The 23,821-nt window shown below is 68.7% G+C and carries 29 protein-coding genes and 8 pseudogenes; 11 read left to right on the forward strand and 26 right to left on the reverse strand.

Annotation, left to right across the window (positions count from 1 at the left end; genetic code table 11):
* Positions 1-48: 48 nt before the first annotated feature.
* The 3 genes from QQK48_RS01630 to QQK48_RS01640 all read left to right on the forward strand — a co-directional run bounded on the left by QQK48_RS01630 (position 49) and on the right by QQK48_RS01640 (position 1,536).
* Positions 49-654 (forward strand): type IV toxin-antitoxin system AbiEi family antitoxin domain-containing protein, encoded by a 606-nt coding sequence (locus QQK48_RS01630; protein ID WP_284327263.1) that lies wholly within the window; start codon positions 49-51, stop codon positions 652-654.
* Positions 602-949: an endonuclease domain-containing protein gene (locus tag QQK48_RS01635; protein ID WP_284327264.1), complete on the forward strand. Its 348-nt coding sequence runs from the start codon at positions 602-604 to the stop codon at positions 947-949. The genes QQK48_RS01630 and QQK48_RS01635 overlap by 53 nt, the downstream gene beginning before the upstream one ends.
* 71 nt (positions 950-1,020) lie before the next feature.
* The gene (locus QQK48_RS01640) at positions 1,021-1,536 is read left to right on the forward strand and encodes a dihydrofolate reductase family protein (RefSeq protein ID WP_284327265.1); all 516 of its coding nucleotides are present in this window, start codon (positions 1,021-1,023) and stop codon (positions 1,534-1,536) included.
* 282 nt (positions 1,537-1,818) lie between these two features.
* On the opposite strand, the pseudogene dusB reads toward QQK48_RS01640, so the two are convergent.
* The 10 genes and pseudogenes from dusB to rpmB all read right to left on the reverse strand — a co-directional run.
* Positions 1,819-3,030 (reverse strand): annotated as a pseudogene (gene dusB, locus QQK48_RS01645) (tRNA dihydrouridine synthase DusB).
* Entirely contained in the window at positions 3,027-4,073 is a 1,047-nt protein-coding gene (locus QQK48_RS01650; RefSeq protein WP_284327266.1) for a YibE/F family protein, read from the reverse strand. The pseudogene dusB and the gene QQK48_RS01650 overlap by 4 nt, the downstream one beginning before the upstream one ends.
* 212 nt (positions 4,074-4,285) lie before the next feature.
* A pseudogene (locus QQK48_RS01655) lies at positions 4,286-5,673 on the reverse strand (glycine--tRNA ligase).
* A gap of 133 nt (positions 5,674-5,806) precedes the next feature.
* The gene (locus tag QQK48_RS01660) at positions 5,807-6,106 is read right to left on the reverse strand and encodes an HU family DNA-binding protein (RefSeq protein ID WP_284327267.1); all 300 of its coding nucleotides are present in this window, start codon (positions 6,104-6,106) and stop codon (positions 5,807-5,809) included.
* Positions 6,103-6,309 carry a 50S ribosomal protein L32 gene (gene rpmF / locus QQK48_RS01665; RefSeq protein ID WP_284327268.1) on the reverse strand — a complete coding sequence of 69 codons (207 nt, stop codon included), beginning with the start codon at positions 6,307-6,309 and terminating at the stop codon, positions 6,103-6,105. Before rpmF ends, QQK48_RS01660 begins: the two co-directional genes overlap by 4 nt.
* 2 nt (positions 6,310-6,311) lie before the next feature.
* A complete protein-coding gene (gene rpmJ, locus QQK48_RS01670) occupies positions 6,312-6,434 on the reverse strand; it encodes a 50S ribosomal protein L36 (RefSeq protein WP_284327270.1) in 123 nt (40 codons plus the stop codon).
* Positions 6,431-6,682, reverse strand: a complete 252-nt coding sequence (locus QQK48_RS01675) for a type B 50S ribosomal protein L31 (protein WP_284327271.1) — start codon at positions 6,680-6,682, stop codon at positions 6,431-6,433. Before QQK48_RS01675 ends, rpmJ begins: the two co-directional genes overlap by 4 nt.
* Position 6,683: 1 nt before the next feature.
* Positions 6,684-6,989 (reverse strand): 30S ribosomal protein S14, encoded by a 306-nt coding sequence (gene rpsN, locus QQK48_RS01680; RefSeq protein WP_284329270.1) that lies wholly within the window; start codon positions 6,987-6,989, stop codon positions 6,684-6,686.
* On the reverse strand, positions 6,989-7,156 hold the full coding sequence (rpmG, locus tag QQK48_RS01685) for a 50S ribosomal protein L33 (RefSeq protein ID WP_284329271.1): 168 nt from the start codon (positions 7,154-7,156) through the stop codon (positions 6,989-6,991). Before rpmG ends, rpsN begins: the two co-directional genes overlap by 1 nt.
* A gap of 10 nt (positions 7,157-7,166) precedes the next feature.
* A pseudogene (rpmB, locus tag QQK48_RS01690) lies at positions 7,167-7,394 on the reverse strand (50S ribosomal protein L28); the annotation flags it as partial.
* 323 nt (positions 7,395-7,717) lie between these two features.
* On the opposite strand from rpmB, the gene QQK48_RS01695 reads away from it, so the two are divergent.
* From QQK48_RS01695 to QQK48_RS01725, 8 genes and pseudogenes are all read left to right on the forward strand, one after another.
* A complete protein-coding gene (locus QQK48_RS01695; protein ID WP_284327272.1) occupies positions 7,718-8,086 on the forward strand; it encodes a hypothetical protein in 369 nt (122 codons plus the stop codon).
* A gap of 94 nt (positions 8,087-8,180) precedes the next feature.
* On the forward strand, positions 8,181-8,525 hold the full coding sequence (locus QQK48_RS01700; protein ID WP_284329272.1) for a GTP-binding protein: 345 nt from the start codon (positions 8,181-8,183) through the stop codon (positions 8,523-8,525).
* A 64-nt stretch (positions 8,526-8,589) separates the two neighbouring features.
* Positions 8,590-9,543 carry a metal ABC transporter substrate-binding protein gene (locus tag QQK48_RS01705; protein ID WP_284327273.1) on the forward strand — a complete coding sequence of 318 codons (954 nt, stop codon included), beginning with the start codon at positions 8,590-8,592 and terminating at the stop codon, positions 9,541-9,543.
* Positions 9,530-10,348, forward strand: a complete 819-nt coding sequence (locus QQK48_RS01710) for a metal ABC transporter ATP-binding protein (RefSeq protein WP_284327274.1) — start codon at positions 9,530-9,532, stop codon at positions 10,346-10,348. The genes QQK48_RS01705 and QQK48_RS01710 overlap by 14 nt, the downstream gene beginning before the upstream one ends.
* Positions 10,349-10,382: 34 nt before the next feature.
* Positions 10,383-10,841 (forward strand): annotated as a pseudogene (locus QQK48_RS18685) (metal ABC transporter permease); the annotation flags it as partial.
* Positions 10,842-11,023: 182 nt separating this feature from the next.
* Positions 11,024-11,212, forward strand: coding sequence for a hypothetical protein (locus QQK48_RS18690; RefSeq protein WP_348523376.1), 189 nt, complete (start codon positions 11,024-11,026; stop codon positions 11,210-11,212).
* A gap of 28 nt (positions 11,213-11,240) precedes the next feature.
* Entirely contained in the window at positions 11,241-11,627 is a 387-nt protein-coding gene (locus QQK48_RS01720; protein WP_284327275.1) for a Fur family transcriptional regulator, read from the forward strand.
* 8 nt (positions 11,628-11,635) lie between these two features.
* Positions 11,636-12,157, forward strand: a complete 522-nt coding sequence (locus tag QQK48_RS01725; protein WP_284327276.1) for a DedA family protein — start codon at positions 11,636-11,638, stop codon at positions 12,155-12,157.
* Here the strand turns inward: QQK48_RS01725 and QQK48_RS01730 are convergent.
* From QQK48_RS01730 to QQK48_RS20955, 16 genes and pseudogenes are all read right to left on the reverse strand, one after another.
* The gene (locus QQK48_RS01730) at positions 12,111-12,869 is read right to left on the reverse strand and encodes an isoprenyl transferase (RefSeq protein ID WP_431308266.1); all 759 of its coding nucleotides are present in this window, start codon (positions 12,867-12,869) and stop codon (positions 12,111-12,113) included. The two genes, QQK48_RS01725 and QQK48_RS01730, sit on opposite strands and share 47 nt — an antisense overlap.
* A gap of 73 nt (positions 12,870-12,942) precedes the next feature.
* Positions 12,943-13,800 (reverse strand): MurR/RpiR family transcriptional regulator, encoded by an 858-nt coding sequence (locus QQK48_RS01735; RefSeq protein WP_284327277.1) that lies wholly within the window; start codon positions 13,798-13,800, stop codon positions 12,943-12,945.
* Entirely contained in the window at positions 13,778-14,020 is a 243-nt protein-coding gene (locus QQK48_RS18695; protein WP_348523377.1) for an ABC transporter permease family protein, read from the reverse strand. Before QQK48_RS18695 ends, QQK48_RS01735 begins: the two co-directional genes overlap by 23 nt.
* The gene (locus QQK48_RS01740) at positions 14,017-14,622 is read right to left on the reverse strand and encodes a PhnE/PtxC family ABC transporter permease (RefSeq protein WP_348523378.1); all 606 of its coding nucleotides are present in this window, start codon (positions 14,620-14,622) and stop codon (positions 14,017-14,019) included. Before QQK48_RS01740 ends, QQK48_RS18695 begins: the two co-directional genes overlap by 4 nt.
* Positions 14,619-15,446, reverse strand: coding sequence for a phosphonate ABC transporter, permease protein PhnE (gene phnE / locus QQK48_RS01745; protein ID WP_284327278.1), 828 nt, complete (start codon positions 15,444-15,446; stop codon positions 14,619-14,621). The genes QQK48_RS01740 and phnE overlap by 4 nt, the downstream gene beginning before the upstream one ends.
* Entirely contained in the window at positions 15,443-16,279 is an 837-nt protein-coding gene (gene phnC / locus QQK48_RS01750; protein ID WP_284327279.1) for a phosphonate ABC transporter ATP-binding protein, read from the reverse strand. Before phnC ends, phnE begins: the two co-directional genes overlap by 4 nt.
* A 4-nt stretch (positions 16,280-16,283) precedes the next feature.
* Positions 16,284-16,505 carry a substrate-binding domain-containing protein gene (locus QQK48_RS01755; protein WP_284327280.1) on the reverse strand — a complete coding sequence of 74 codons (222 nt, stop codon included), beginning with the start codon at positions 16,503-16,505 and terminating at the stop codon, positions 16,284-16,286.
* A 110-nt stretch (positions 16,506-16,615) separates the two neighbouring features.
* Positions 16,616-17,272, reverse strand: a complete 657-nt coding sequence (locus tag QQK48_RS01760; RefSeq protein WP_284327281.1) for a PhnD/SsuA/transferrin family substrate-binding protein — start codon at positions 17,270-17,272, stop codon at positions 16,616-16,618.
* 90 nt (positions 17,273-17,362) lie between these two features.
* Positions 17,363-17,665, reverse strand: coding sequence for a hypothetical protein (locus QQK48_RS01765; RefSeq protein WP_284327282.1), 303 nt, complete (start codon positions 17,663-17,665; stop codon positions 17,363-17,365).
* Positions 17,666-18,213: 548 nt separating this feature from the next.
* Positions 18,214-18,953 (reverse strand): annotated as a pseudogene (gene recO / locus QQK48_RS01770) (DNA repair protein RecO).
* A gap of 24 nt (positions 18,954-18,977) precedes the next feature.
* On the reverse strand, positions 18,978-19,400 hold the full coding sequence (locus tag QQK48_RS01775) for a GNAT family acetyltransferase (RefSeq protein WP_284327283.1): 423 nt from the start codon (positions 19,398-19,400) through the stop codon (positions 18,978-18,980).
* A gap of 1 nt (position 19,401) precedes the next feature.
* Positions 19,402-19,725, reverse strand: coding sequence for a hypothetical protein (locus QQK48_RS01780; protein ID WP_284327284.1), 324 nt, complete (start codon positions 19,723-19,725; stop codon positions 19,402-19,404).
* 201 nt (positions 19,726-19,926) lie between these two features.
* A pseudogene (leuA, locus tag QQK48_RS01785) lies at positions 19,927-21,670 on the reverse strand (2-isopropylmalate synthase).
* A gap of 276 nt (positions 21,671-21,946) precedes the next feature.
* Positions 21,947-22,865: pseudogene (gene era, locus QQK48_RS01790) on the reverse strand (GTPase Era).
* Positions 22,852-23,211 (reverse strand): transporter associated domain-containing protein, encoded by a 360-nt coding sequence (locus QQK48_RS20950; protein WP_431308387.1) that lies wholly within the window; start codon positions 23,209-23,211, stop codon positions 22,852-22,854. The pseudogene era and the gene QQK48_RS20950 overlap by 14 nt, the downstream one beginning before the upstream one ends.
* Positions 23,171-23,719: pseudogene (locus QQK48_RS20955) on the reverse strand (CBS domain-containing protein); the annotation flags it as partial. The pseudogene QQK48_RS20955 and the gene QQK48_RS20950, both read right to left, overlap by 41 nt.
* Positions 23,720-23,821: the final 102 nt, after the last annotated feature.

Below are 23,821 nucleotides of genomic sequence, written 5' to 3' on the forward strand. Positions count from 1 at the left end.
ATGCCGCATGCACCTAGCGTGCGTGGCATGAGACAACGCAGGATGCGGGTGATCGAGAGGATCGTGCGCGATGTCGAGGCCTACGGCCGCCCGGTCCGACGTGCAGAGATCACCGCCATGTGCCACCCTCGCACCCTCGACCGAGCCGTGGCCCGGGGTTCCCTCACCCGCCTCGCGCCCGGCCTCTATGCCTCCACGTCCACGGCCCGCCTGCCCTCCATGCGCATCGCCGCTGCGGCGGCATGGATGCCTTCGCGTGCACACATCGCTGGAGGCGCCGCGCTCCATCTGTGGGGCATCGAGGGACACCTCGGCGAGACCGTGAGCATCGGCAGCGCGCCACCCGACAGCGGACCGGCCCCGCGTGGCATGCGCCTATGGAGATCGCGCGCGCTGGTGCGGACCGACATGGTCGGCGGCATTCGCACGGCGAGCGTCGCGGACGCCTTTATCCAGTGGTGGTGTCTGCGCGCGAGACCGCTGACCGAGGGCCCAGCGCTCGACATCTTGCGCGATGGCGGCGTGAACGCCCGCCACGCCCAGGCAGCGCTCGCGCGCCACCCGCGGGTCCCCTCGCGCGCGTTGCTGACCCGCCTTCTCCATGAGTTCGCAGACGGCGTCCATAGCGCCCTTGAGCCTTCGGGCGCGGCGTGACGTATTCGCTGGCAAGAGGTGGGAGCGCTGGGAACGCCAGGGCGCCGTGACCATAGGAACGCGAACCGTGCGTGTCGACATGCTGCACCGCAAGGCCCGCCTCGCAGTCGAGTTCGACGGAGCACGATTTCACGGCGATGACTCTCAGCGACGGCGAGATCTCGAACGTGACGCACTACTGGCGGGCGCTGGCTTCACCACGATGCGCTTTACCTGGGAGGACATTGCCCAACGCCCACAATGGTGCGTGACGCGCGTGCTCGAGGCTCTTCGGGCGCGAGGAGTCACCCCATAGATCCCACGCGATCCCACATTTGGCGGACAGCGCAGGCAGCGATGCGGCCCTGAGCGACGTACCGTAAAGCCATGTCCCGTGTGCTGGTCTACTGCGCCATGTCCCTCGACGGCTTCATCGCCGGGCCGGGCGACGACATCGCCTGGCTCGAAGCGCCGCGCCCATCGTGGGCTCCGATGGCGCAGTCGCCGTGGGCCGATGCACCCGGCGACGCCGTCGCTTACGAGGACTTCTTCTCCGGCATCGGCGCGATGCTCATGGGGCGACGGACGTTTGACGTGGTGCACGGCATGGGCGAGTGGTTCTACGGCGACACTCCGGTGCTGGTCGCGACCGGCCGCCCGCTGCCCACTGACCGTTCTGTGCCTGCGAGCGTGTCAACGGCATCGGCCCCCATCGCGAACTTGGTCGCTGAGGCTCAGGACGCCGCCGGCGACAAGGATGTCTACCTCGACGGCGGCTCGCTGATCCGCCAAGCCCTCGACGCGGACCTGATCGACGAGATGATCATCACGATCCACCCCACCGTTCTGGGCGCGGGCCACCCCTCTTCGCGGGCGCGGAACAGCGTCGCATGGTCACCGTGATGGACGTGAGGCGGTTCGGTGACGGCATGGTGCAGCCTGCGCCTCGCGCCCGCCAGACCTCCGCGCGATGACGCGCCGCTGCCTGCGGACGGCGGACCCGCGGGGGCCGATGCCTCGGGCGGCGCTACCTTCGGACACGCCTAGCGGCTCTCGCCATCGGCCCTCGATGGCCAGTTTTGCGGCGTGTCACTGCCCGTCGAGCCGCAAATGCGGCCATTTGCGCCACGAGGAGGAGGCGGCGGAGGCGGAGACAGCCCCGGGGCGTGCGCCTGGCTCGGGAGGCTAGCCTCCTGAGACGCTCAGGCTCCGCTTCGCGCAGACGCAGTTCGAGGTCGGAAGTGATGTCCTGGGTGTCGAGCCACCCCTCGGGGCACGACGGGCTCTTGGGAGTTCCCTGACGCCCGCGCGGCCCCTCGGCACCCTCACCGGGGTACGGCTGGTCGAGCGGCAGCGCATCGAGCAGCGCACGCAGGTCACCGAGTGTCTCCACGAGGCCGAGGTTCTTGCGCACCTCTCCCCCACCGGGTAACCCTTGAGATACCAGGCAACATGCTTGCGAATCTCGCGCATGGCCTTGAGCCATCGTCCCCGAAGAACGGAATCATCAGTTCGCCGTGGCGGTAGATCGTGTCAGCCACCACACGCAGGCCGGGCCGCACGCGATCCGCGCGTCCCTCGAATGCGGCCTGGAGGTCGGCGAAGAGCCAGGGGCGTCCCTGGCAGCCGCGACCCACGACGACGCCATCGACTCCGGTCTGCTCGACCATGCGCAGCGCGTCCTCGGCCGACCAGATGTCGCCGTTGCCGAGCACGGGCACGGTGGTCACGGCGTCCTTGAGGCGCGCGATCGCCTCCCAGTCGGCGTGGCCCGAGTAGTAGTCGGCAGCGGTGCGTCCGTGCAGCGCAACCGCCGCGGCCCCCTCCGCCTCGGCCATGCGACCGGCGTCGAGGTAGGTCAGGTGGTCGTCGTCGACTCCCTTGCGCATCTTCACGGTCACGGGCACGCCGAACGGCTCCGCCTCACGCACGGCGGCGCGCACGATGTCCCTGAACAGGTCCTTCTTCCACGGCAGCACCGCTCCGCCGCCCTTTTTGGTGACCTTGGGCACCGGGCAGCCGAAGTTCATGTCGATGTGATCGGCGCGGTCCTCAGTGACGAGCATCTTCACGGCGGCGCCGATTGTCGACGGGTCAACGCCGTAGAGCCTGCACCGACCGCGGGGTCTCGTCGGGATCGTGGTGGATGATGCGCATCGACTCCTTGGTGCGCTCCACGAGCGCCCGCGACGTGACCATCTCCGCGACGTAGATGCCGCCCCCGTGCTCGCGGCACAGCCGCCTGAACGCCGCATTGGTGATGCCCGCCATGGGCGCGAGCACCACGGGGGTCTCGACGGTGATAGGACCGATCTGCAGGGGCGGCAGCACGCGCTGCGCGGGCTCGCCGGAGCCTGAGGCGGAGGGCGTACGGACGGCCGATGCGGTGGTGGTCATTCCTCCATTGTCGCCGATGCGTCGGCATCGGCTGCGCGACCGTGGTCCTCGGAGTCCGGCTCGTCCCCGTGGGACTCTCCTTCGATCGCGCCGTCGTAGCCCACCACGAGCGCCGCGATGCCGGTGGTGAGCGGCACCGCGAGCACGAGGCCGATCGACGTGACGAGGGTGCGCACCACCTCCTCGGCTATCTCTGCGCTGGTCAGCGTGGTCGCGATCGAGTTGTCGTACAGGGTCACGAGCATCAGGGTCGGGAGCGCGGCACCGACGTAGGCAAACGCGATGGTGTAGACGGTGGAGGCGATGTGGTCGCGACCGATGCGCATGCCGCGCGAGAACAGCGACCAGCGAGAGATGTCGGGGCGGGCCGCGCGCAACTCCCACACAGCGGAGGATTGCGTCACGGTGACGTCGTTGAGCACGCCAAGGCCGGCGATGATGATGCCGCACAGCACGAGCCCCTGGAGGTCAACCGAACGTCCCGCGAGCTCCAGGTGCGTGCCCTCCTCGGACCAGATGCCCGTCAGCCGCGATGCTCCCACGGCCCACCACGCGAGCAGTGCGGTGATGAGGAGGCCCGCCAGGGTCCCCAGGTACGCAGTAGTGGTGCGGGCGTTCACGCCGTGCGCCAAGTACAGCAACGCAAAGAGCGCGCCCGAGCCGGTCACCAGCGCCACCACGAGGGGGCTTTGCCCGTCGAACAGCGCCGGCACCGTGAAGAACACCACGACGCCGAAGGCCCCGAGGAGGCCCAACAGCGCGCCGATGCCGCGCCAGCGGGCGATCGCGACCACCAGGACCACGTAGACGACGAGCAGGAGCAGCATGGGCGGCCCGCGCTCGAAATCGCCGAAGACGAGTTCGCCGGTTTCCAGCGACAGCGCGCGCACGCGGTCGCCCTCCTGGTACTCGAACGTCGAGTAACCCGCGTCCTCCAGGACGCGTTCCTCGCCGTCGAGGTCGACCGTCGCCTGCCCCGTCTCGGGGTCGACGGACTCGACGGTCACGGAGACCCACTCGGCGCCCTCGTAGGACGTGGGCACCGAGCGGAGGAAGTCCCAGGCTCGACGGCCAGACGGCGACAGCGCCCGCCACCGTGAGGAACACGATGGCGCCCACCAGCACGGTCAGAACCGTGGTGGTGCGCTCCGATGCCCGGGGAGCGCGCTCCAGGGAGCCGTCCGCCGCGAAGCCGTGCGAGTGTCCGGCACCCACGCTTACGAACCCAGCCCGAGCATCGGCCGCCCGTCAGCCCTTACGCGCCGATGAGGCGCGTCGCGAGGTACGCCTGAACCTGCGACAGGCCCACGCGCTCCTGCTGCATGCTGTCGCGGTCGCGGATGGTGACGGCCTGGTCGTCCTTGGTGTCGAAGTCGACGGTGATGCAGAACGGCGTGCCGATCTCGTCCTGACGGCGGTAGCGCTTGCCGATGGCCTGGGTGACGTCGAGGTCGACGTTCCACGCACCACGCAGTTCCTTCGCGAGAGCCTCGGCCGTGGGCGAGAGCTCCTCGGACTTGGACAGCGGCAGCACGGCAGCCTTGACGGGCGCGATGCGGGGGTCGAGGTGCAGCACGGTGCGCTTGTCGACGCCACCCTTGGTGTTGGGGGCCTCGTCCTCGTCGTAGGCCTCGACAAGGAACGCCATGAGCGAACGCGTCAGGCCCGCCGCGGGCTCGATCACGTACGGCGTGTAGCGCTCGTTGGTGGCGGGGTCCAAATACGACAGGTCCTTGCCGGAGTGCTCCGAGTGTGTCGAGAGGTCGAAGTCGGTGCGGTTGGCGATGCCCTCGAGCTCGCCCCACTCCGAGCCCGTGAAGCCAAACCGGTACTCGATGTCCGTGGTGCCCTTCGAGTAGTGCGAGAGCCTTCTCCTGCGGGTGAGCGTAGAGGCGCAGGTTGTCGGCGGCGATGCCGAGGTCCTTGTACCACTCGAGGCGAGTGTCGATCCAGTACTGGTGCCACTCGTCGTCGGTGCCGGGCTTGACGAAGAACTCCATCTCCATCTGCTCGAACTCACGGGTGCGGAAGATGAAGTTTCCTGGCGTGATCTCGTTGCGGAACGACTTGCCAATCTGGCCGATGCCGAAGGGCACCTTCATGCGCGACGTGCGCTGCACGTTGTCGTAGTTGACGAAGATGCCCTGAGCGGTCTCGGGGCGCAGGTAGTGCAGGCCCGACTCGTCCTGGTTGACGCCGAGGTAGGTCTTGAGGAGGCCGTTGAACATCTTGGGCTCGGTCCACTGGCCACGCGTGCCGCAGTGTCCGCAGGCGATCTCAGCGAGCCCGCCCTCGGGGGCGCGGCCCTTCTTCTCCTCGAACTCCTCGATGAGGTGGTCCTCACGGAAGCGCTTGTGGCAGGAGAGGCACTCGACCAGGGGGTCGACGAACGCCTTGAGGTGCCCGGAGGCCTCCCACACGGCCGGGGGCAGAATCACCGACGAGTCGAGTCCCACGATGTCGTCGCGGCTCGACACCATCGCCCGCCACCACTGGCGCTTGATGTTCTCCTTGAGGCTCCACACCGAGCGGCCCGTAGTCCCATGCGGACCGGGTACCTCCGTAGATCTCTCCGCAGGGGAAGACGAAGCCACGGCGCTTCGCGAGCGAGATCACGTTGTCGAGGCGGGACGGCTGTGCCACAGAGTGCTCCTTGGGTGGGATGGTGCGTCTTGACTGCCGTCAAGTCTATCGGCGGCCGATGCTGGCACCGGCCCATCCCGGGGGCACGGAGTGGCGCCGCGCTCTCGCGGCGCCACTCGGTGGGTCCGGTCCCTCAGGAATGGCGCGGCGAGTCGCCCTTAGCGGCCCTCTTGAGGCCCGCACCGGGGCTCAGACGGACGATGCGCCCTGCCGCGATCTCCATCGCCTCGCCGGTGCGCGGGTTGCGTCCGGTGCGCGCCGGCCGCTCGACGACCTCCAGACTCAACGTGCCGGTCAGCCGCACGGACTCTCCAACCCCAGCGGCCTCGACGAGGGCCGCCTCGACTCCCTTGAGGACGGCTTCTGCCGTGGCGGTGTCGACGCCTGCGTGTGCTGCGGCACGCTGGGCGATGTCGGTGCGCTGGAGGGTCATGAATGTCCTTTCATCGGGGCCGATGCCGGGGCAAGATCCGCGACATCGATGAGTCCGCGCCGGGCGGCACGGACAAGGGGGCGGGGCACGCGGTACTCGGTGCCGTTGATGGTCACGGGCACGAGGTCGACGGCGGTCGTCTTCCACTGGGCGCGTCGGGAACGCGTGCGCGAGCGGGACTTCTTTCGCTTGGGAACGGCCATCGTTATCCCTGGCGGCCCTTGAAGCGCGGGTTGCGCTTGTTGATCACGTAAGTCTTGCCACGTCGACGCACCACGATGGCGCCCTCCTTCTTGGCAAGCGAGCGAATGCTGGCTCTCACCTTCATGACTGTCCCTTTCCGTAGCGCCGGCGGAAGCGCTCCACGCGACCGGCGGTGTCCATGACCTTGGCTTGGCCCGTGTAGAACGGGTGGCTCGCGGCCGAGATCTCGACGTCAATAACGGGGTACTCGTTGCCGTCCTCCCACGTGATCGTCTGGGACGAGGTCGCGGTGGAGCGCGTGAGGAACGCGAAGTCGGCCGACTTGTCGCGGAACACGATGGGTTCGTAGCGGGGGTGGATGCCCTTCTTCATGTCACCAACTCGACTTCGTCACGCCGGGCAGTTCGCCGCGGTGCGCTGCCGCGCGAAACTGCACGCGGGACAGCCCGAACGTGCGCAGATTGCCGCGGGGGCGGCCATCGCTCGCACCTCGCTCCCTGAGGCGCGTGGGGCTCGCGTCGCGCGGAAGTGCGTGCAGGGCCTTCATCGCGGCGGCGCGTTCCTCGGGCCAGAGATGAGGATTGACTGACGTCTTCTTGAGTTCCCGCCTGCGTTCGGCGTAGCGTGCGACCACCTCCTCGCGCTGCCGGTTGCGGGCGATCTTGGACTTCTTGGCCATTAGCGGGTCTCCTTGAAATCGACATGGCGACGGATCGCCTTGTCGTACTTGCGGATCACGAGCCGGTCCGGCGTGTTCCGGCGGCTCTTGGTGGTCACGTAGCGCGTCCCTGTGCCTGCGGTCGACTCGAGCGTGATCTTGTCTCGGATGTCCTTGCCTTTGGCCATCAGATCCGCTCCCCTTCGCGATCAGCCGCGCGGCGACCGCGTCGATGCCGTCGCGGTCGATGACCTTGAGGCCCTTCGCGGAGACGTTAAGCATGATCCTGCGTCCCAGTGACGGCACCCAGAAGTGCTTGCGTTGGATGTTGACGTTCCACCTGCGGGAGGTGCGTCGATGAGAGTGGGAGATGGTGTTGCCGAAGCTCGGTGTGGCCCCGGTGACCTGGCATCGCTGTCGTGACATGCCGGCCAACTTAGTAATGAGAATCATTCTCGTCAAGTGCTACGGTGACGTCATGAACCCCTTCACGATCTCGACCCTGACGACGGTCGACCCCCTCATGCGCGCCGCTGCGGCGATGCACTTGACCCTCGACCGGCCCGACCTCGTGGTCGTCACGCACGACATCCTCGAGGGCGGAGTGCGACGCACCGTGGCGGACGTCACGGGCGTCATCGACCAGACGATCACGCCGTTGGAGCACGCCTGCATCTCGTGCGCCATCCGCGAGGACGTCCTACCCACCCTGGTGGGGCTACGCCGCCAAGGCTCGATGGCAGCACGCCGTGGTTGCCCTTCCCGTCACGGCAGAGCCGGCCCCACTCGTGCGCCTCCTCGACGGCGCGCTGCAATCCGACGGCCAACTCGCGGGCGCGGAATTCGGGACCGTGGCTGCCGTGGTGGACGCCGCCACCCTCCGCGAGGATGCGTTCAGCGACGACTGGCTCACGGATCGAGGCCTGGGACTGCGCGATGACGACGACCGCGTGATCGCGGAGGCGCTCGCTCCGATTCTCGCGGCTGCCGACGTGATCGTGTTGGCGGGCCAGACACCCGCCCCCGACGTCGCGTTCGCCGTCGCCGACCACCTTCGGGGCGACGGCAGCCACGTCGTCTCGGCGGAGCCTCGCCAACGTCACTCCCGCGCTCCTTGACCGGCCCAGGGGTCGCAGCAGGGACTGCCTCGAGCGCGCGGACCCGCTTCGCACGCCGCGACGCACGCCGCGAGACCGTGCGGGCGTCTGGAGCCTGCGCCTCGAAAGCGACCGCCCGTTCGACGCGAGCCGCCTGCGCGACAACCTGCACCGCATGGCCGACCACCCCATCCGAGTACGCGGACACTTTTGGGTCGCCTCCCGTCCACACGCGGCATGCGTGTGGGAAGAGGCTGGAGGCCAACTGAGCGTCGGAGAGGTGGGCACCTGGAGCGGAAGGCCACCGCGGACGTCGCTCATGGTGACGGGAGTGGGCAATGAGCGAGCGGCGATCGCCGACGCGTTCGCCGCGGCGTTGCACTCCCCCGCCGATCCCGTCGGCGATGACCGGCTCGATGACTGGTTCGGGGTCCAGACGGACGGCGACGAGGCCGTGTGAGGACTCGCCTTCCCCGCCACCCCCGCTTTTGACAATGATTATCACTGAGAATAGGCTTGCCTTCATGAAGTTCAGCACCCCTCTCATCGTCGGCGGCGCCGTCGGCACCCTCCTGCTCGCCGGTTGTTCCGCCGATCCCTCGACCGATGACGCCAGCGGCTCCTCCGACGCCGCGCTCACGGTCGGCACCTCGTTCTACCCTCTTCAGTTCGTGGCCGAGGCGATCGGTGGAGACGACGTTGAGGTCACCTCCCTCATCGCTGCGGGCGTCGAGCCGCACGATGCCGAGATGTCGCCCGCCACCGTGCGCTCCATGCAGAACATGGACACCGTCCTCTACCTGTCCGACTTCTCCGCGGCGGTGGACGACGCCATCGACACCACCGGCGTCCGCGCCCTCGACGCTCACCACATCATCGACGAGCACGGCGACGCTGAGGCCGAACACGAAGAAGAGACCCACGCGGACGACGAGTACGCGAGTGAGGACGAGCACGACCACGGCACCCTCGACCCCCATTTCTGGCTCGACCCGACCCTGCTCGCGGAGTACGCGGGCGACGTGGTGGGCGAGTTCTCGGAGCTCGATCCCGAGAACGCCGACGACTACGGCCGGCGCGCGGGCGAGCTCTTCGAGTCGCTCAGCGCCCTGGATGCCTCGTTCTCCGATGGGCTCGCCACCTGCGAGCGGCGTGACATCTTCGTGAGCCACGAGGCCTACGGCTACCTGGGCCTGCGGTACGACCTTGCGCAAGAAGGCATGTCGGGCCTCGACCCCGAGGCGGAGCCCTCCCCCGCCCGCATCCGTGAGATCCGCGACCTCATCGAGGGTTCCGGCGCGACCACCATCTACACCGAGTCCAAGGTGAGCGCCGCCGTAGCACAGTCGCTCGCCGACGACATCGGCATCACCACCGCAGTCCTCGATCCGCTCGAGACCATTGCCGACGGCGACGACTACATTTCGGTGATGACCCGCAACCTGGACGCTTTGAGGACCGGCCTTGACTGCAGGTGACCCCACCACCCTCCACCACGACGCCCCGCCCGTGCTCACCGCGCGCGGGGTGCGCGTGCGCCTGGGCGGCCACGAGATCCTCCACGGCGTCGACCTCGACGCCCATCCCGGCGAGGCCGTCGCCATCATGGGAGGCAACGGCTCGGGCAAGTCGACGCTGGTGCGTGCACTCGTGGGCGCCCTGCCCATGGCCGCGGGCGACGTCACCATCTTCGATGCGCCGCGCACTCGCGCGAGCGCCCGCCGCATCGGCTACGTGCCTCAGCGAGCCTCGGCGGGCGGCGGCGTCTCCGCCACCGCCCGTGAGGTCGTCACCGCTGGACTGCTGGGTGTGGGAAGCCTGCGGCCTCCGCGCGACGCGAAGGCCAGGGCGCTGGCGGCCCTCGACGACCTCGGCGTCGCCGATCTGGCCGACCGCGACGTCAGCCGACTCTCCGGCGGCCAGCAGCAGCGTGTGCTGATCGCACGTGCGCTCGTGCGCGACCCCGACCTCCTCATCCTCGACGAGCCGATGGCGGGCGTCGACGTCCCCAGCCAGGAGGCCCTCGCGGCAGCCCTCACGGCGCGCCGGGATGCGGGCAAGGCGATCATCCTGGTGCTGCACGAACTCGGTGCGCTTGCGCCACTCGTCCACCACGCCGTGGTGCTTGAGCAGGGCTGCGTCACCCACATCGGCGAACCCCTCGCGCCCTCGGCGTCCACGCCCTACCCGGCCACGACCATGACCACGCCCACCCCGATGTGCCCGAGCAGGCCGCGTCGACCTTCGCCTGGGAGGTTCGCCAGTGATCGACCTGATGACTGATCCGCTCGTGCAGCGCATGCTGCTCGTCGCCCTGATGGTTGGGGCCACCGCACCCATCGTGGGCACCTACCTCGTGCATCGCCGTATGTCGCTGCTGGGCGACGGCATCGGGCATGTGGCGCTCGCCGGCGTCGCCGCCGGATGGCTCGCAGGATCATGGGCTGACCTTGCCCAGGTGGACACCCTCGCCATTCCCGGCGCGATTCTCTTCGCCGTCGCCGGAGCCGTGGTCATCGAACGCATGCGCGCCCGTGGCGTCGCGGCGGCCGATGTCATCATGGCGATCATGTTCTACGGAGGCATCGCCTCGGGCGTGCTCCTGATCTCCGTCGCCGGCGGCTCCAACGCCAACCTCATGGGCTATCTGTTCGGGTCGATCTCGACCGCCAGTTGGGCCGACGTCTGGGTGACTGTGGGGCTGTCCGCACTCATCCTTGTCATCGGCCTCGGCCTGCGGTCCGCGCTCTTCGCCGTGACCCACGACCAGGAGTTCGCCTACTCCACAGGCCTTCCCGTTGCGGTGCTCAACATGCTCGTCGCGGTCCTCGCAGCCTATCACCGTGACCGCAGCGATGCGTGTGGTCGGTGTGCTGCTCGTGAGCGGCCTCATGATCCTGCCGGTGGCGATCGCCCAGGCTCATCACGCGGTCGTTCACGCGCACCATGGCGATCGCCATGGGCATCGGCGTCGCCCTGTGCCTCACCGGCGTGGGCATCACGTTGTTCTACAACCTCCAGCCCGGCGCACTCATCGTGGTACTCGGCGTCATCCTGTACGTCGTGGTCGCCTCAGGCTCCGGCATCGTCAAACGCCGCCGCCACCGCCGCGACCAGGCCCGACTCATGAAAGGAGCGCCCGCATGACACCGACGTCTGGCGCCTCAGCCCCCGCATGACCCGCCAACGCGCGGCCGTCCTTGACGCGTTGGCCGCCTCGGACGAGTTTCGCTCGGCGCAGTCGTGGCACGATGCGCTGCGGCACGACGGATCGACCGTGGGCCTTGCCACCGTGTATCGCTCGCTGCAGGCGCTTGCCGAGGCCGGCGAAGTTGACGCGGTCGTCACCGACACTGGCGAAACCCTCTACCGCCGCTGCGGTGCGGTCGACGAACACCACCACCACCTGCGGTGCCGTGTGTGCGGCGCGGCAGAGGACATCGAGGTGCCGCAGTTCGAGGAGTGGGCCGAGCGCGTGGCGACCGAGCACGGCTACGCGCGCATCGACCACACCGTCGAGATCACCGGGGTCTGCGCCGCCTGTACGGCGAAGGGCCACTAATGGCGGGAGTGCCCGGCTTCATCACCGACCTCGGCTGGTGGGCGCTGGTCCCGTTCCTGTTCTGCGTGGTGTTCCTGCGCACCCAGGCCACCTACTGGCTGGGCCGATGGGCACGCACGGGCGCCGCACGCCTCGCAAAAAGCCCTTCGGAGAAGTTCCTCGCCCGTGCGTCTCGCCGCCTCGATGGGCCGATGATGGCTCGCGGCGAGGCCATCCTTGACCGCTGGGGCTACGTTGCCATCCCGCTGTCGTTCCTCACGCTCGGCTTTCAGACCGTCATCAACGCGACCGCGGGGTACGTGAAGATGCGGTGGGGCCTGTACACGCTCGTCATGCTTCCCGGCTGCGCGCTGTGGACGGCGACCTACACGATCGTCGGCGCGTCAATCGTGCACCTGTGGCGCCGCAGCCCCGCCCTTGCCATCGGTTGCGTCCTCGCGGTGTTGCTGGTCGCGTGGGCCTCGACGCGGGTGGCGCGGATCGTCAGGCAGCGCCGAAGCGTCGATTCCGCCGCGCGTATTCCTCAATAGCCGCCCAGAGGTGCGTGCGGTCCACGTCGGGCCACAGCACATTCGAGAACACGTACTCGGCGTAGGCGGCCTGCCACGGTAGGAAGTTGCTGGAGCGCTGCTCGCCGCTGGAGCGCCAGAACAGGTCCACGTCGGGCATGTCGGGCTCGTCGAGGTGTGCCGCGAGCGTCGCCTCCGTGACCTTGTCGGGGTTCAGTTGACCGGCGGCCGCCTTGCGCGCGATCTCCCTGGCGGCATCGGCGATCTCCGCCCTGCCGCCGTAGTTGACGCACATGGTGAGCGTGAGGCCGGTGTTGTGCTGCGTGAGTTCTTCGGCCTTCTCGAGTTCCTTGATGACCGATGTCCACGCCTTGGGGCGACGCCCGGCCCAGCGCACCCGCACGCCCCACTCGTGCATCTCATCGCGCCGGCGGCGGATCACGTCACGGTTGAAGCCCATCAGGAAGCGCACCTCGTCGGGGCTGCGCTTCCAGTTCTCCGTGCTGAAGGCGTACGCGCTGAGGTGGCTCACGCCGATCTCGACGGCGCCAGCAACCACGTCAAGGAGCGAAGCCTCGCCGCGCTCGTGACCTGCCGTGCGCGGCAGACCCCTGTCCTTTGCCCAGCGACCGTTGCCGTCCATGACGACGGCAACGTGAGCAGGAACCGCCTCCGGCGGCAGGACTGGCGGCGTGGCACCGCCGGCGTGAGGAAAGGGGCGAGCGTAAGTCACGATGGCCAGCCTAGCCGCGGGTCACGCAGGCTCCCCGCCGCCGCGTCGCCTCGCGCAGGAGGCCGCGCTCCCGTCACTCCCCGAGCGAACGCGACAGGACCACGAGAGCGGCGGCACGGGCGTCCTGTGCGCGCGAGCCGCGCCGGGACGCCATCGCCTCCACCAGGGCCTCCACCACGAGCGTCAGCGCCGCCCGCGATGTCAGCAGGAGTTCATCCTGGAACGACTCACTCACCGGCGGCACCACGAGCGTGGTGGTGGCGCGTTCCACGAGTGCGGAGCGGGAGAAACTCGTGATCGCGAGCACGCGCGCACCCGCCTCGACGGCGGCGTCCACGACGTCGAGTGACGCACGGTTGGCCCCCGATCCCGAGACCGCGAGCAGCACGCTGTCGGGATCCATCTGCGCGGCAAGGATGCGCTGACCCAACGTGTCCGGCACATACTCCGTGGGACGCCCGATGCTCGACAGCCTCAGCGCAAGGTCGTACCCGAGCGGTGCGGACAGACCGTTGGCCGCCACCAGCACTCGCGGCGCCGTGTCGAGGGCGGCCAGGAACGGCTCGAGGTGCTCCTCCGTCATCGCGGCGGCAACATGCGGCAACGCGCGACCGAACCGCTCCATGGCGGCACGCACGATGCCCACCGCTCCCGCGGCATCGGCCACGGGGGCGTCTCGAATGCTCGCTCGCGCGCCATGGCCACCCTGAGCCTGCGGGTAGCCGTCGTACCCGAGCGTCTGCGCCGTGCGCACCACCGAGGCGCGCCCCACCCCCACCGACTCCGCCAGTTGCTGGGCGGTCATGTCGACGGCGGCACCGACATCGGCCGCGATGGCCTCTGCCACGCGCCGCTCGCTCGGCTGGAGCGATGGCGCTAGCGCGGCGATGCGTATCGTCGGAGGTGCGTCAGTGCTTCCGTTCCACGCCACGAACCTTGGCCCCTTCCATGATGCGCCTCCGGATCGCCCCGGAGATGGCGTCGATCAGCATCGTGACAACGATGACCACGATGATCAGCACGCCGACCGTATCCCACTCGCGGTGCTGGGTGTAGTCCGTGAGCATCGCGCCGATGCCACCGACGCCGATCAGGCCAAGGATGGCGGACGTGCGCACGTTGATTTCGAAGCGGTAGAGCGCGAGGCTCATGGCTCGGGTGCGGCGACGGGCCACAGGCCCCAGCGGATGACCTCGACGAGCGAGCCGCCCGAGGCTCGCACCGCCTCCGCGGTGCCCGCAGGTACCGCCTCGATAGTCTCGTACGTCCACTTCGCGTGCGTGCCGATGCCGCCGATGGCGAGGGCGAGGGCCCCCGTGAACGGCGTAAGGCCCGTGACGGTCAGGATCAGGATCGCGATGAGCACCTCGGGCATCGCACGGATCACGGCGAAGACCACGCGCAGCGGCAGCCTCACCCACGCGGGCCCCACACCCTGAGCCGCGGGGATGCCGAGCAGCGTCGACAGCAAGACTCCGAGGATCGCACCGATCCACGCCATGGAAACCGACCTCCAGGTCTGCAGCGCGGCCTCGCCGAGCATCGACCAATTGGGGTCGGAGAACATGAGCGAGCCGTAGTGCACCAGGTCCGCGGGAAGGCCCGCAACCTTGTCCCACTCGAGGTCGATGTCCCAGAACGCGAGCAGGATGATCGCCGTCGCGATCCAGCCCGCCGCGCGGATGGCCAGGCGTCGCGGCTTGGCGGGGATCGCCAGCGCTTGGGCCGATGCCGAGGTCACGGTGGCGGTCATCGCAGTCTCTTTCGCAGCAGGTTCGAGGCGATCTCGATCGCGATGACCACGACGAGGATCTCGAGCACGATCGTGCCCAGCGCGTCGTAACGGTAGAAGCCACGCATCTCGTCGATCAGGCGGCCGATTCCGCCCGCGCCCACCAGGCCGAGGATCGCGGAGATGCGCACGTTGAGTTCGAGGGAGTACAGCACCTGGGAGGCGATCGCCGGCCAGGACTGCGGCAGCGCGGTGACACGGTTGATCTGGGTCTGGTTGCCGCCCGCGGCGCGGCCGGCCTCCATGTAGGCGGCGTCTGCCGAGTCGATCGCCTCGCTCACCAGTTTGACGACGATGCCCACGTCAAACAGGATCAGCGTGATGATGCCGGGCAGCGTCCCCACCCCTACCATCGCGACCAGCACGGTGGCGTAGACGAGGTCCGGCACGGCACGCACCACGTTGAGAACAAACCGCACCGCGCGGCGGGTGACCCTGTTGGGATTCGTGGGCCGCGCAGCCCACAGCGACAGCGGCACCGCGAGGACCGCGGAGATGGCGGCTCCCACGAGCGCCATCTCGAGCGTCTCGAGCAACGGCTGCCAGGTGCGCGGCAGAATGGACCAGTCGGGGGTGAGCATCTGGCCGATGCGGTCGAGGCCGTTGGTCCAGTTCCTCGCGATGGCACCAAGGTCGATCTCGACGCCACCGATCGCCGGAATGGTGGTCGCGACCGTGACCGCGACGAGCGCCGCGCCGATCGCGACCGCCCTGGGCCACGTCCGTGGCCGCGGCGGAATGGCGAGGGCGGCGCCGGGCGCTACCGTCGCATCGGCCGCCGTCACTTTTCCCCCAGCCTGTCTCGCTGCTGGACGGGGCGGCCGTAGATCTGCTCGAAGTCCGCATCCGTCGCGGAGGCGGCGGGGCCGTCGTAAACCACCTCGCCGGCCCTGAGGCCGATCATCCGAGTCGTGTACTGACGCGCCAGATCCATGAGGTGCAGGTTGACCAGCACCGTGAGGCCGCGGTCGGCGTTGATGTCGGAAAGGTCCGCCATGACCGCATGCGCGGTGGGCGGGTCGAGGCTCGCGACGGGCTCGTCAGCCAGCATGACAGCGGGCTCCTGCGCGAGCGCACGCGCGATAGCGACACGCTGCTTCTGCCCGCCCGAGAGCGCACCTGCGCGTCCCCACACCTTCTCGAGCATGCCCACGGAGTCGAGGGCGCGCATCACGATGTCGCGGTCCTCGGCCGTGGCGATTCCCAGAAGGGTGCGCCACGTGGGGGTGTGCGAGAAACGCCCCACCATCGCGTTGCGATAGACGCTCGTGCGGTCGGCAAGGTTGAACGACTGGAAGATCATGCCGATGTCGCCGCGGGCACGGCGCAAGGCCGCGCCCCTGAGCGCCGTCATCGCGTGCGGGCCCACCGTGACGGAGCCCTGTGTGGGCTGCACCAGGCCGTTGATGGTACGGATCATCGTGGACTTGCCGGAACCCGACAATCCCACCACGGCGACCATCTCGCCTGCGCCGATGCTGAGCGAGACATCCTTGAGCGCCACCACACCGTTGGGATAGCGCACGGTGACGTTGTCGAGGGTGACGGGCCACGGCCCGGAGGCCGAGGACGCGTGGTCCCCGGCCTCCGGCCGCCGCGTGGCAGCGGTGTCGTTCATCGGCTCACTGTCCCGAGAAGCGTGCGTTGACCTCGCGGGCCAGGTCGATCGCGGCCGCGTCGGCGGGCACCCAGTCGGTCTGGTCGAAGATCTCCTGCAGGGTGTCAGGGTCCACGTCCGAGAAGCCATCCATGAGCGAGGTGATCTCGTCGCGCAGGTCCTGCGGCAGGTCGTCGGAGAGGACCACGCCACCGTTGGGGTACATCGCGGACAGGCCGAAGACCACAACCTTCTCGCCCAGGTCGGGGACCTCGGTGGCGTCGATCGAGCCTGCGCGCGTCCCAGTAAGCGAAGCCCACCTCGGCGTCGCCGTTGTAGACCGCCATCAGCAGGGTGTCATTGCCCGTCACAGGCACCTGCTGCAGGTCGTCGATGTTGACGCCGTTGTCCTCGAGGGCGAGGACGGGAAGGCTGGTAGCCGGCAGGCGACGTGGTGTTGCCGAACGCCACCGTAGTGCCCGGCTCGATCTTGGCAAGCGCGTCCATCGCGACGGGGCCCACTCCGGTGTTCTCCTCGCCGGACGCGGTGCCGTTGCAGTACAGGAACGTCTGGCCGGTGGCCGCGTACGTGGCCTCGACGGGCTCGTCCTCGCAGTACTTGTCCGGGTTGTTCGTGAAGGCCATCGCCGCGTACGAGGACGCGCCGAAGCGGACGTCCTGCAGCACGGCGTGTGCACCGTACATGTCCTCAGCGGCGGCGAGCGAGCCCGCGTCGGCGATCGCGATCTGCGCCTGGCCGGACCCGATGGCCTCGACGGCAGCCTGGTAATCCTGGGTCACGACGCCCTCGACGGTGATGCCGAGTTGCTCCGAGAGGTAGTCGGTGAGCGGTGCGACAGTGGTGACCAGGTCCGTGACGTTTTCGTTCGGGATCAGTGCGAGCGTGATCTCCTCGGGCCAGTCGGCCCCGGCGGCCGCGGCCTCGGAGCCTGGCCGGAGCGGTGGAAGCGTCGGTGGTGGCGTCCGAGTCGGAGTCGGCGCTACAGCCCGCAAGTGCGACGAGGGCCGTGACGGCGACACCGGCGGCGGTGAGCGTGGTGCGCATGGGGTGAGACCTTTCGTATGGGTTCGGGGGCCGGGCGGCTACCCGAGGCGGGCGGACCGTGCCGCCCACGACTGAATGGCCGGATACAACTCCGGCAGGTGCACGGCCGCCATGGTGACGTCGGCCGGAGGGTGAGCGGCGGCGGGGCCCACGAGCGCGGTGTCCGCTCCAAGAGCGGCGGCCGGCAGGAGATCGAACTCGTGGATATCGCCGATCGAGAGGACGGGGCCGCGGGTGAGCGCATCGGAGACCACGGCCTCGATCCCCCGTGGCTTGCCTGCGGACGTGACCACGTGCTCGAGGCGACCATCGACGCCGAGGCTCGACGAGCGCATCGGCAAGGCGGACGTCCGGCGCGTTCGTGACGAGGTAGCGATCCGCGTGCGGGGCGAGTGCGTCGAGGAAGGCGGAGATCCCTGACGGAGCATCGATGGGCGCGGCCTCGGTGGCCAGCAACTCGCGACTTGCCAGGTACGCCGCGTCCAGCATCTTGGGCGTGGCTCCACGGTTCGCTGCCGCCACGGCCACCGCGTGGTAGCCGTCGCGGAATGCGGACTCGCCCGCAGCGATCCTGGCAAGCGCGTCATCAGCGTCATCCACAATCCGACTGTCCCCAGCCTCGCGCGCCACACATGCGGCGTACGCCCGCACGGGGCCGTCGCCGAGGGCGAGAGTGCCGTCGAAGTCGAAGATGACGGTGGGACGCATGCGGCTCCTCGCGGGTGGTGACTCCACGTCCGATCTGGACGCGGCGTCCACGCTATCGCGCGAGTATGGACGGATGGGCCACGAACGGGTTACGAGTGTGTGAAATCTTCACTCCCCACGCCTCGCGCGTGCGCATGCCGTGCCGAGACGGCCTGACCGGGTGAGTGACGTACGCGCGGGCTCAGGCGCCGGAGCGGTCCACGTGGCTGAGCGACCGCACTTTGCGCTCGAGGTGGAACTGCGCGTACGCCGCAATGAGACCGGCCGCATCCTTGCGCGGCCGCTCAGCCGAGGCATCGGCCGCCTGCCAGTCCCCGCTGAGGAGCGCCTCCAGCAACGAGAACGTCTCGGGCGCGGGCGCGGCCGCGCCGGAGGGCCTACAGGCCTCGCACACCGCTCCGCCCCCGGCCACGGCGAAGGCCCGATGCGGCCCCGCACGGCCGCACGACGCACAATCGTCGAAGCTCGGCTCGTAGCCCGCGAGCGACAGCGAGCGCAAGAGGAACGAGTCGAGCACGAGGCCAGGATCATGCGCGCGCCTGCTCAGCGCTCCGAGCCCACCGTGGAGCAGGCGGTACTGGTCGTACGACGGCTCTTTCTCGTGGTCCACGAGCCTTGTCAGCCGTCTCCACCATCGCGGTCGCGGCGGTGTACAGCGCATAGTCCTCGGCGATGCGCCGCGCGTAGGGCTCCTTGGTTTCGACCTGACTCACGATGTCGAGGTTGCGACCCTCGTACAGCCTGCACGTCGACCAGCATGAACGGCTCCATGCGCGAACCGATGCGGCTCGTCGTGCGTCGCACACCCTTGGCCACGGCGCGCACCTTGCCGTACCGGCGCGTGAGCATCGTCACGATGCGGTCCGCCTCACCCAGTTTGTGGGTGCGAAGGATGATCGCGTCGTCTCGGTACAGGGGCACGCTCCATTGTCCCCCGTCGCGAGCCTAGGAGCCGATGACCCGCCCCAGATCGACGGTCTCGTCTCGCACGAACCCGCGCGCCTCGTACAGGTCGATGACCTCCGTGTTGCTGCTGCGGACCTGGAGATTGACCTTCACACACCCGAGCGTCTGAAGCTCGAGGATGGCACGGTCGATCAGGGCGGTGGCAAGGCCCTCGCGGCGCCGGTGCGGCGCGACCGCGAGGTGATAGAGCCAACCCCGGTACCCGTCGTAGCCGCCCAGCAGTGCGCCGACGATCTCGTCACCTTCGGCCGCCACCCAGAAAAGATCGGGGTCGCGGGCGAGTTTGCGCTCGATCACGGCGCGAGGCTCGTTGCGAGCAGGGTCATCGGGGAAACACGTCTCCCACAGGGCCACCACCGCATCGGTGTCTCGCGGGGCGAACCGTCTCACGCGGGCGGGCATGTCACTCCTCCGGGGTCTTCTCGGTCTGGACGACTACCTGCACGGGAGCGCCGGACACGGCCTCCGCGATCTCTTCCTCCGTGGGGGCATCGGGGAGCCCGGAGACGACCGACTCGGGGTCGGGAAGCGACACCACCACGCGATACATCACCTCGTCGTCGTACGCAGCGCGGCAGGCAAACGCCACGGTGTCGATGATCACGTCATCGACGCAAATGAACTCCGTGATCTCTTCCGCGTCGGTGGACGCGGTGATGATGCCGATGATCGCGTCGGCTTCCTGCACGAACGGCGTCTCGGGCGAGCCGGTCCAGCACTGGCGCACATAGGGCTCCTCGATCGGTTCGAGGTTCTGAGCCGAGAACTGGTCGCAGTCGACCTGCTCCAGTCCCTCCGCGGTGAGATCGGGGAGCCTGATCGGCGGCGCGCTCGGCCTGCGAGGCGCCCGAGCAGGCCGTGAGGCCGGCGGCCAGCACCAGTCCCATGGCCGATGCCGTGGCCACCCTGCCGAGCGCGCCGCCTGCCATCAACGGTCGGCCCGGTTCACGGCCGAAATGATCGCTTTGAGAGTGGCGGTCGTGATCGAGGGGTCGATGCCGACTCCCCAGTAGATCTCGTCGCCGATCTGGCACTCCACGTACGCGGCCGCCTGGGAGTCGCCGCCCGCCGTCATCGCGTGCTCGTGATAGTCAAGGACCTCGACCTTGACGCCGCGCGTCGCGATCGCCGCCACGAAGGCGGCCACCGGGCCGTTGCCCGAGGCCTCGATCGTGACAGGCAGACCGCCGTCAGTGATGTCCGCCGCGAGGGTGTCCTCGCCCGCATCGGTGCTCGTGGTCCGCGTGCCGCGCAGCGAGAAGCGTCCCCACTGGCCCTCGGTCGTGGGCGACGGCAGGTACTCGTCGCGGAACGTGGTCCAGATGTTCTCCGCCGTCTGTTCCTTGCCCGTGGCATCGGCCGCGACCTGAATCACGCGCGAGAACTCGATCTGGAGGCGGCGCGGCAGGTCGAGATTGCGCTCCGTCTTCAGCAGGTAGGCGACGCCGCCCTTGCCGGACTGGGCGTTGACGCGGATGACGGCCTCGTATGACCGGCCCACGTCGCGCGGGTCGATCGGCAGGTACGGCACGCCCCACTCGACGTGGTCGACCGTGGTGCCCGCGGCATCGGCCTTGCGGTCCATGGCGTCCAGGCCCTTCTTGATGGCGTCCTGGTGGGAGCCGGAGAAGGCGGTGTAGACCAGGTCGCCGCCCCACGGGTGGCGCGGGTGAACGTCGATCTGGTTGCAGTACTCGACGGTGCGGCGAATTTCGTCGATGTCTGAGAAGTCGATCTGCGGGTCGATGCCCTGGCTGAACAGGTTCATGCCGAGCGTCACCAGGTCCACGTTGCCGGTGCGCTCGCCGTTGCCGAACAGGCAGCCCTCGATGCGGTCGGCGCCGGCCATGTAGCCCAGGCTCGGCGGCGGCGACAGCGGTGCCGCGGTCGTTGTGCGGGTGCAGGCTCAGCACCACCGAGTCGCGGTAGTCCAGGTTCCGGTTCATCCACTCGATCGAGTCGGCGTACACGTTCGGGGTGGCCATCTCGACCGTCGCGGGCAGGTTGATGATGACCTTGCGCTCCGGCGTGGGCTTCCACACGTCCAGCACGGCGTTGCAGACCTTCACGGCGTACTCGAGCTCCGTGCCGGTGTACGACTCGGGGCTGTACTCGTAGAACACCTGGGTGTCGGGGATGGTCTCCTCGAACTTCTGGCAGAGCATGGCGCCGTGCGTGGCGATGTCCATGATCTCGTCCTCGTTGGCGCGGAAAACGACCTCTCGCTGCAGGACGGACGTCGAGTTGTACAGGTGCACGATCGCCTGCTTGGCGCCCTTCAGCGACTCGTAGGTGCGCTCGATGAGGTGCTCGCGGGCCTGGGTCAGGACCTGGATGGTGACGTCGTCAGGGATGCGACCTTCCTCGATGAGGGCGCGGACAAAGTCGAAGTCGATCTGGCTGGCCGAGGGGAAACCGACCTCGATTTCCTTGTAGCCCATGCGCACCAGGAGGTCGAACATGCGCATCTTGCGCTCGACGTTCATCGGCTCGATCAGGGCCTGGTTTCCGTCACGCAGGTCCACGGCGCACCAGCGCGGGGCCTCGGTGATCCGCTGCGCGGGCCACGTGCGATCCGGCAGATCGACCTGAATCTGCTCGTGGAAGGGACGGTACTTCTGGATGGGCATCGACGAGGCCGTCTGCGCTCCGCCGGTGTAGTGCTCGCTCATGCTGTGGTGATTCCTTCGTGTCTCGGGGGCTTTGCTCAGCCGGCGCACGAAACTCCGCGACGAGGATCCGGCCTGTTAGGCCTCGTCGCGGCAGCGAAGGAGCAGCGAGAGTGCACGCATACGTTCACCATAGCGGACGGCCGATGCGTCAGTCACCTCGCGCAGGCGGGTCGCTGCGGTGGGGGACGCTTCCGGTGACGCCACGCTGAGATGTGGCATCGGGTGGCACCACGAGCGCGAGATGCCACCCGATGCCACATCTCGTGGCGAGTGGTTCTAGAACCCCAGGCGGCCGAGCCTGCTTGGGGTCGCGCTGCCAGTCCTTCGCCACCTTCACGTGCAAGTCCAGATAGACCCGACGCCCCAGAAGACGCTCGATGCCTGCGCGAGCGGTCGCACCCACCTCCTTGAGGCGCGAGCCACCGCGGCCGATGATGATGCCCTTCTGCGATTCGCGTTCCACAAACAATTGCGCACGGATCTCGAGAACGTCGCGGTGCGCGTCCTCGCTGTCGGGCTCGACCATCTCCTCGATGACGACGGCGATGGAGTGCGGGAGGCTCGCACGCCCTCGAGCGCCGCCTCGCGGATGAGTTCCGCAATGCGTACGTCCTCGGGCTCGTCGGTCACCGCACCCTCGGGGTACAGCGCGGGTCCCTCGGGCAGGTGCCGCACGAGCACGTCCACCAGCGTGTCGACCTGAATGTCTTTCACCGACGAGACGGGCACGATGTCCGCCCAGTCCCCCAGCCTGCGACACGGCGAGCAGGTGCTCGGCGACGCGTTCACGCGACACGGCGTCGACCTTGGTGACGATGGCGACCACGGGGGCGCGCGCGTCTGACAGTTCGCGAGCGATCCACTTGTCGCCGGGGCCCACCTTCTCGTCGGCGGGCAGGCAGAAGCCGATCACGTCGACCTCGGCGAAGGTTTCGCGCACCAGGTCATTGAGGCGCTCACCCAGCAAGGTCCGGGGCCGATGCAGTCCAGGAGTGTCGACGACGACCAGTTGGGCGTCATCGCGGCTGAGCACGCCGCGGATGGCGCGACGCGTGGTCTGGGGGCGCGACGACATGATCGCCACCTTCTCCCCCACCAACGCGTTCATGAGGGTGGACTTGCCCACGTTGGGGCGCCCCACGAAGCATGCGAAGCCGCTGCGGTGCACGGTGTCGTCCTGGTTAGTCATCCTCATCCTCCTGCGGTGCGGCCTTCACGATGACGCCCGTGAGGCGTCGTCTGCGTCCCTCGACCGTGTCGGCCGTGAGCGTGACGCCGTGGATGGTGCCGGTGGCGCCCCTGATGGGCACCTTGCCGATGGCCTTGGCGAGTAGCCCCGCCGCGGTCTCCACGTCGTCGTCCTCGATCTCGATGTTGAACAGGCTCGCCCAACTCGTCGAGTGGGAAGCGTGCCGGGACACGGTACTCGCCTCCACCGAGATCCTGCGCATCGGGCGTGGAGCGGTCGTGCTCGTCGACCACCTCGCCCACGATCTCCTCGAGCGCGTCCTCGATGGTGACGAGGCCGGCGACGCCGCCATACTCGTCGACCACGATCGCCATGTGGAACACCTCCGACTGCATCCTGCGCAGCAGGTCGTCCACGGGCACGGATTCGGGCACAAACTCGGGCTCACGCATGAAGTCGTCGACGGGAACGTCCAGTTCGGTCGCATCGTCCCAGGTACGTGCCACCACGTCCTTGAGGTAGATCACGCCCACCGTGTCATCGACGCCGTCGTCGATGACCGGTACGCGGGAGAATCCCGAACGTAGAAAGAGCGCCATGGCCTTGCGCGCGGGGGTGCCTGCGGCGATGGTGATCATGTCGGTGCGGGGCACCATCACCTCGCGGGTGAGGGTGTCACCGAGCGACACCACCGAGCGCAGAAGTTCCGCGTCTTCCTCCTCGAGGGCGTCCTGCGCCTGCTCGACGAGGTCCTCCGGCTCCGCGAGCGGCGGCGCGCGCAGCGCGGGCACGAGCCGCCGGATCGGCGCCGTCAGCACCATGGAGAACCATGCGAGCGGCGCCAGGAGCCGCACCGTCATCAGCGGGTTCCCGCGAGCGATCTGGCGGGGGAAGGCGCGCACCACCACGAGCGACAACGCGGCGGCCACCACGGCCGCCGCCAGCGCCACGAGCAGCACGGG

It is taken from the genome of Demequina litorisediminis (assembly GCF_030161615.1).
Taxonomy (GTDB): domain Bacteria; phylum Actinomycetota; class Actinomycetes; order Actinomycetales; family Demequinaceae; genus Demequina; species Demequina litorisediminis.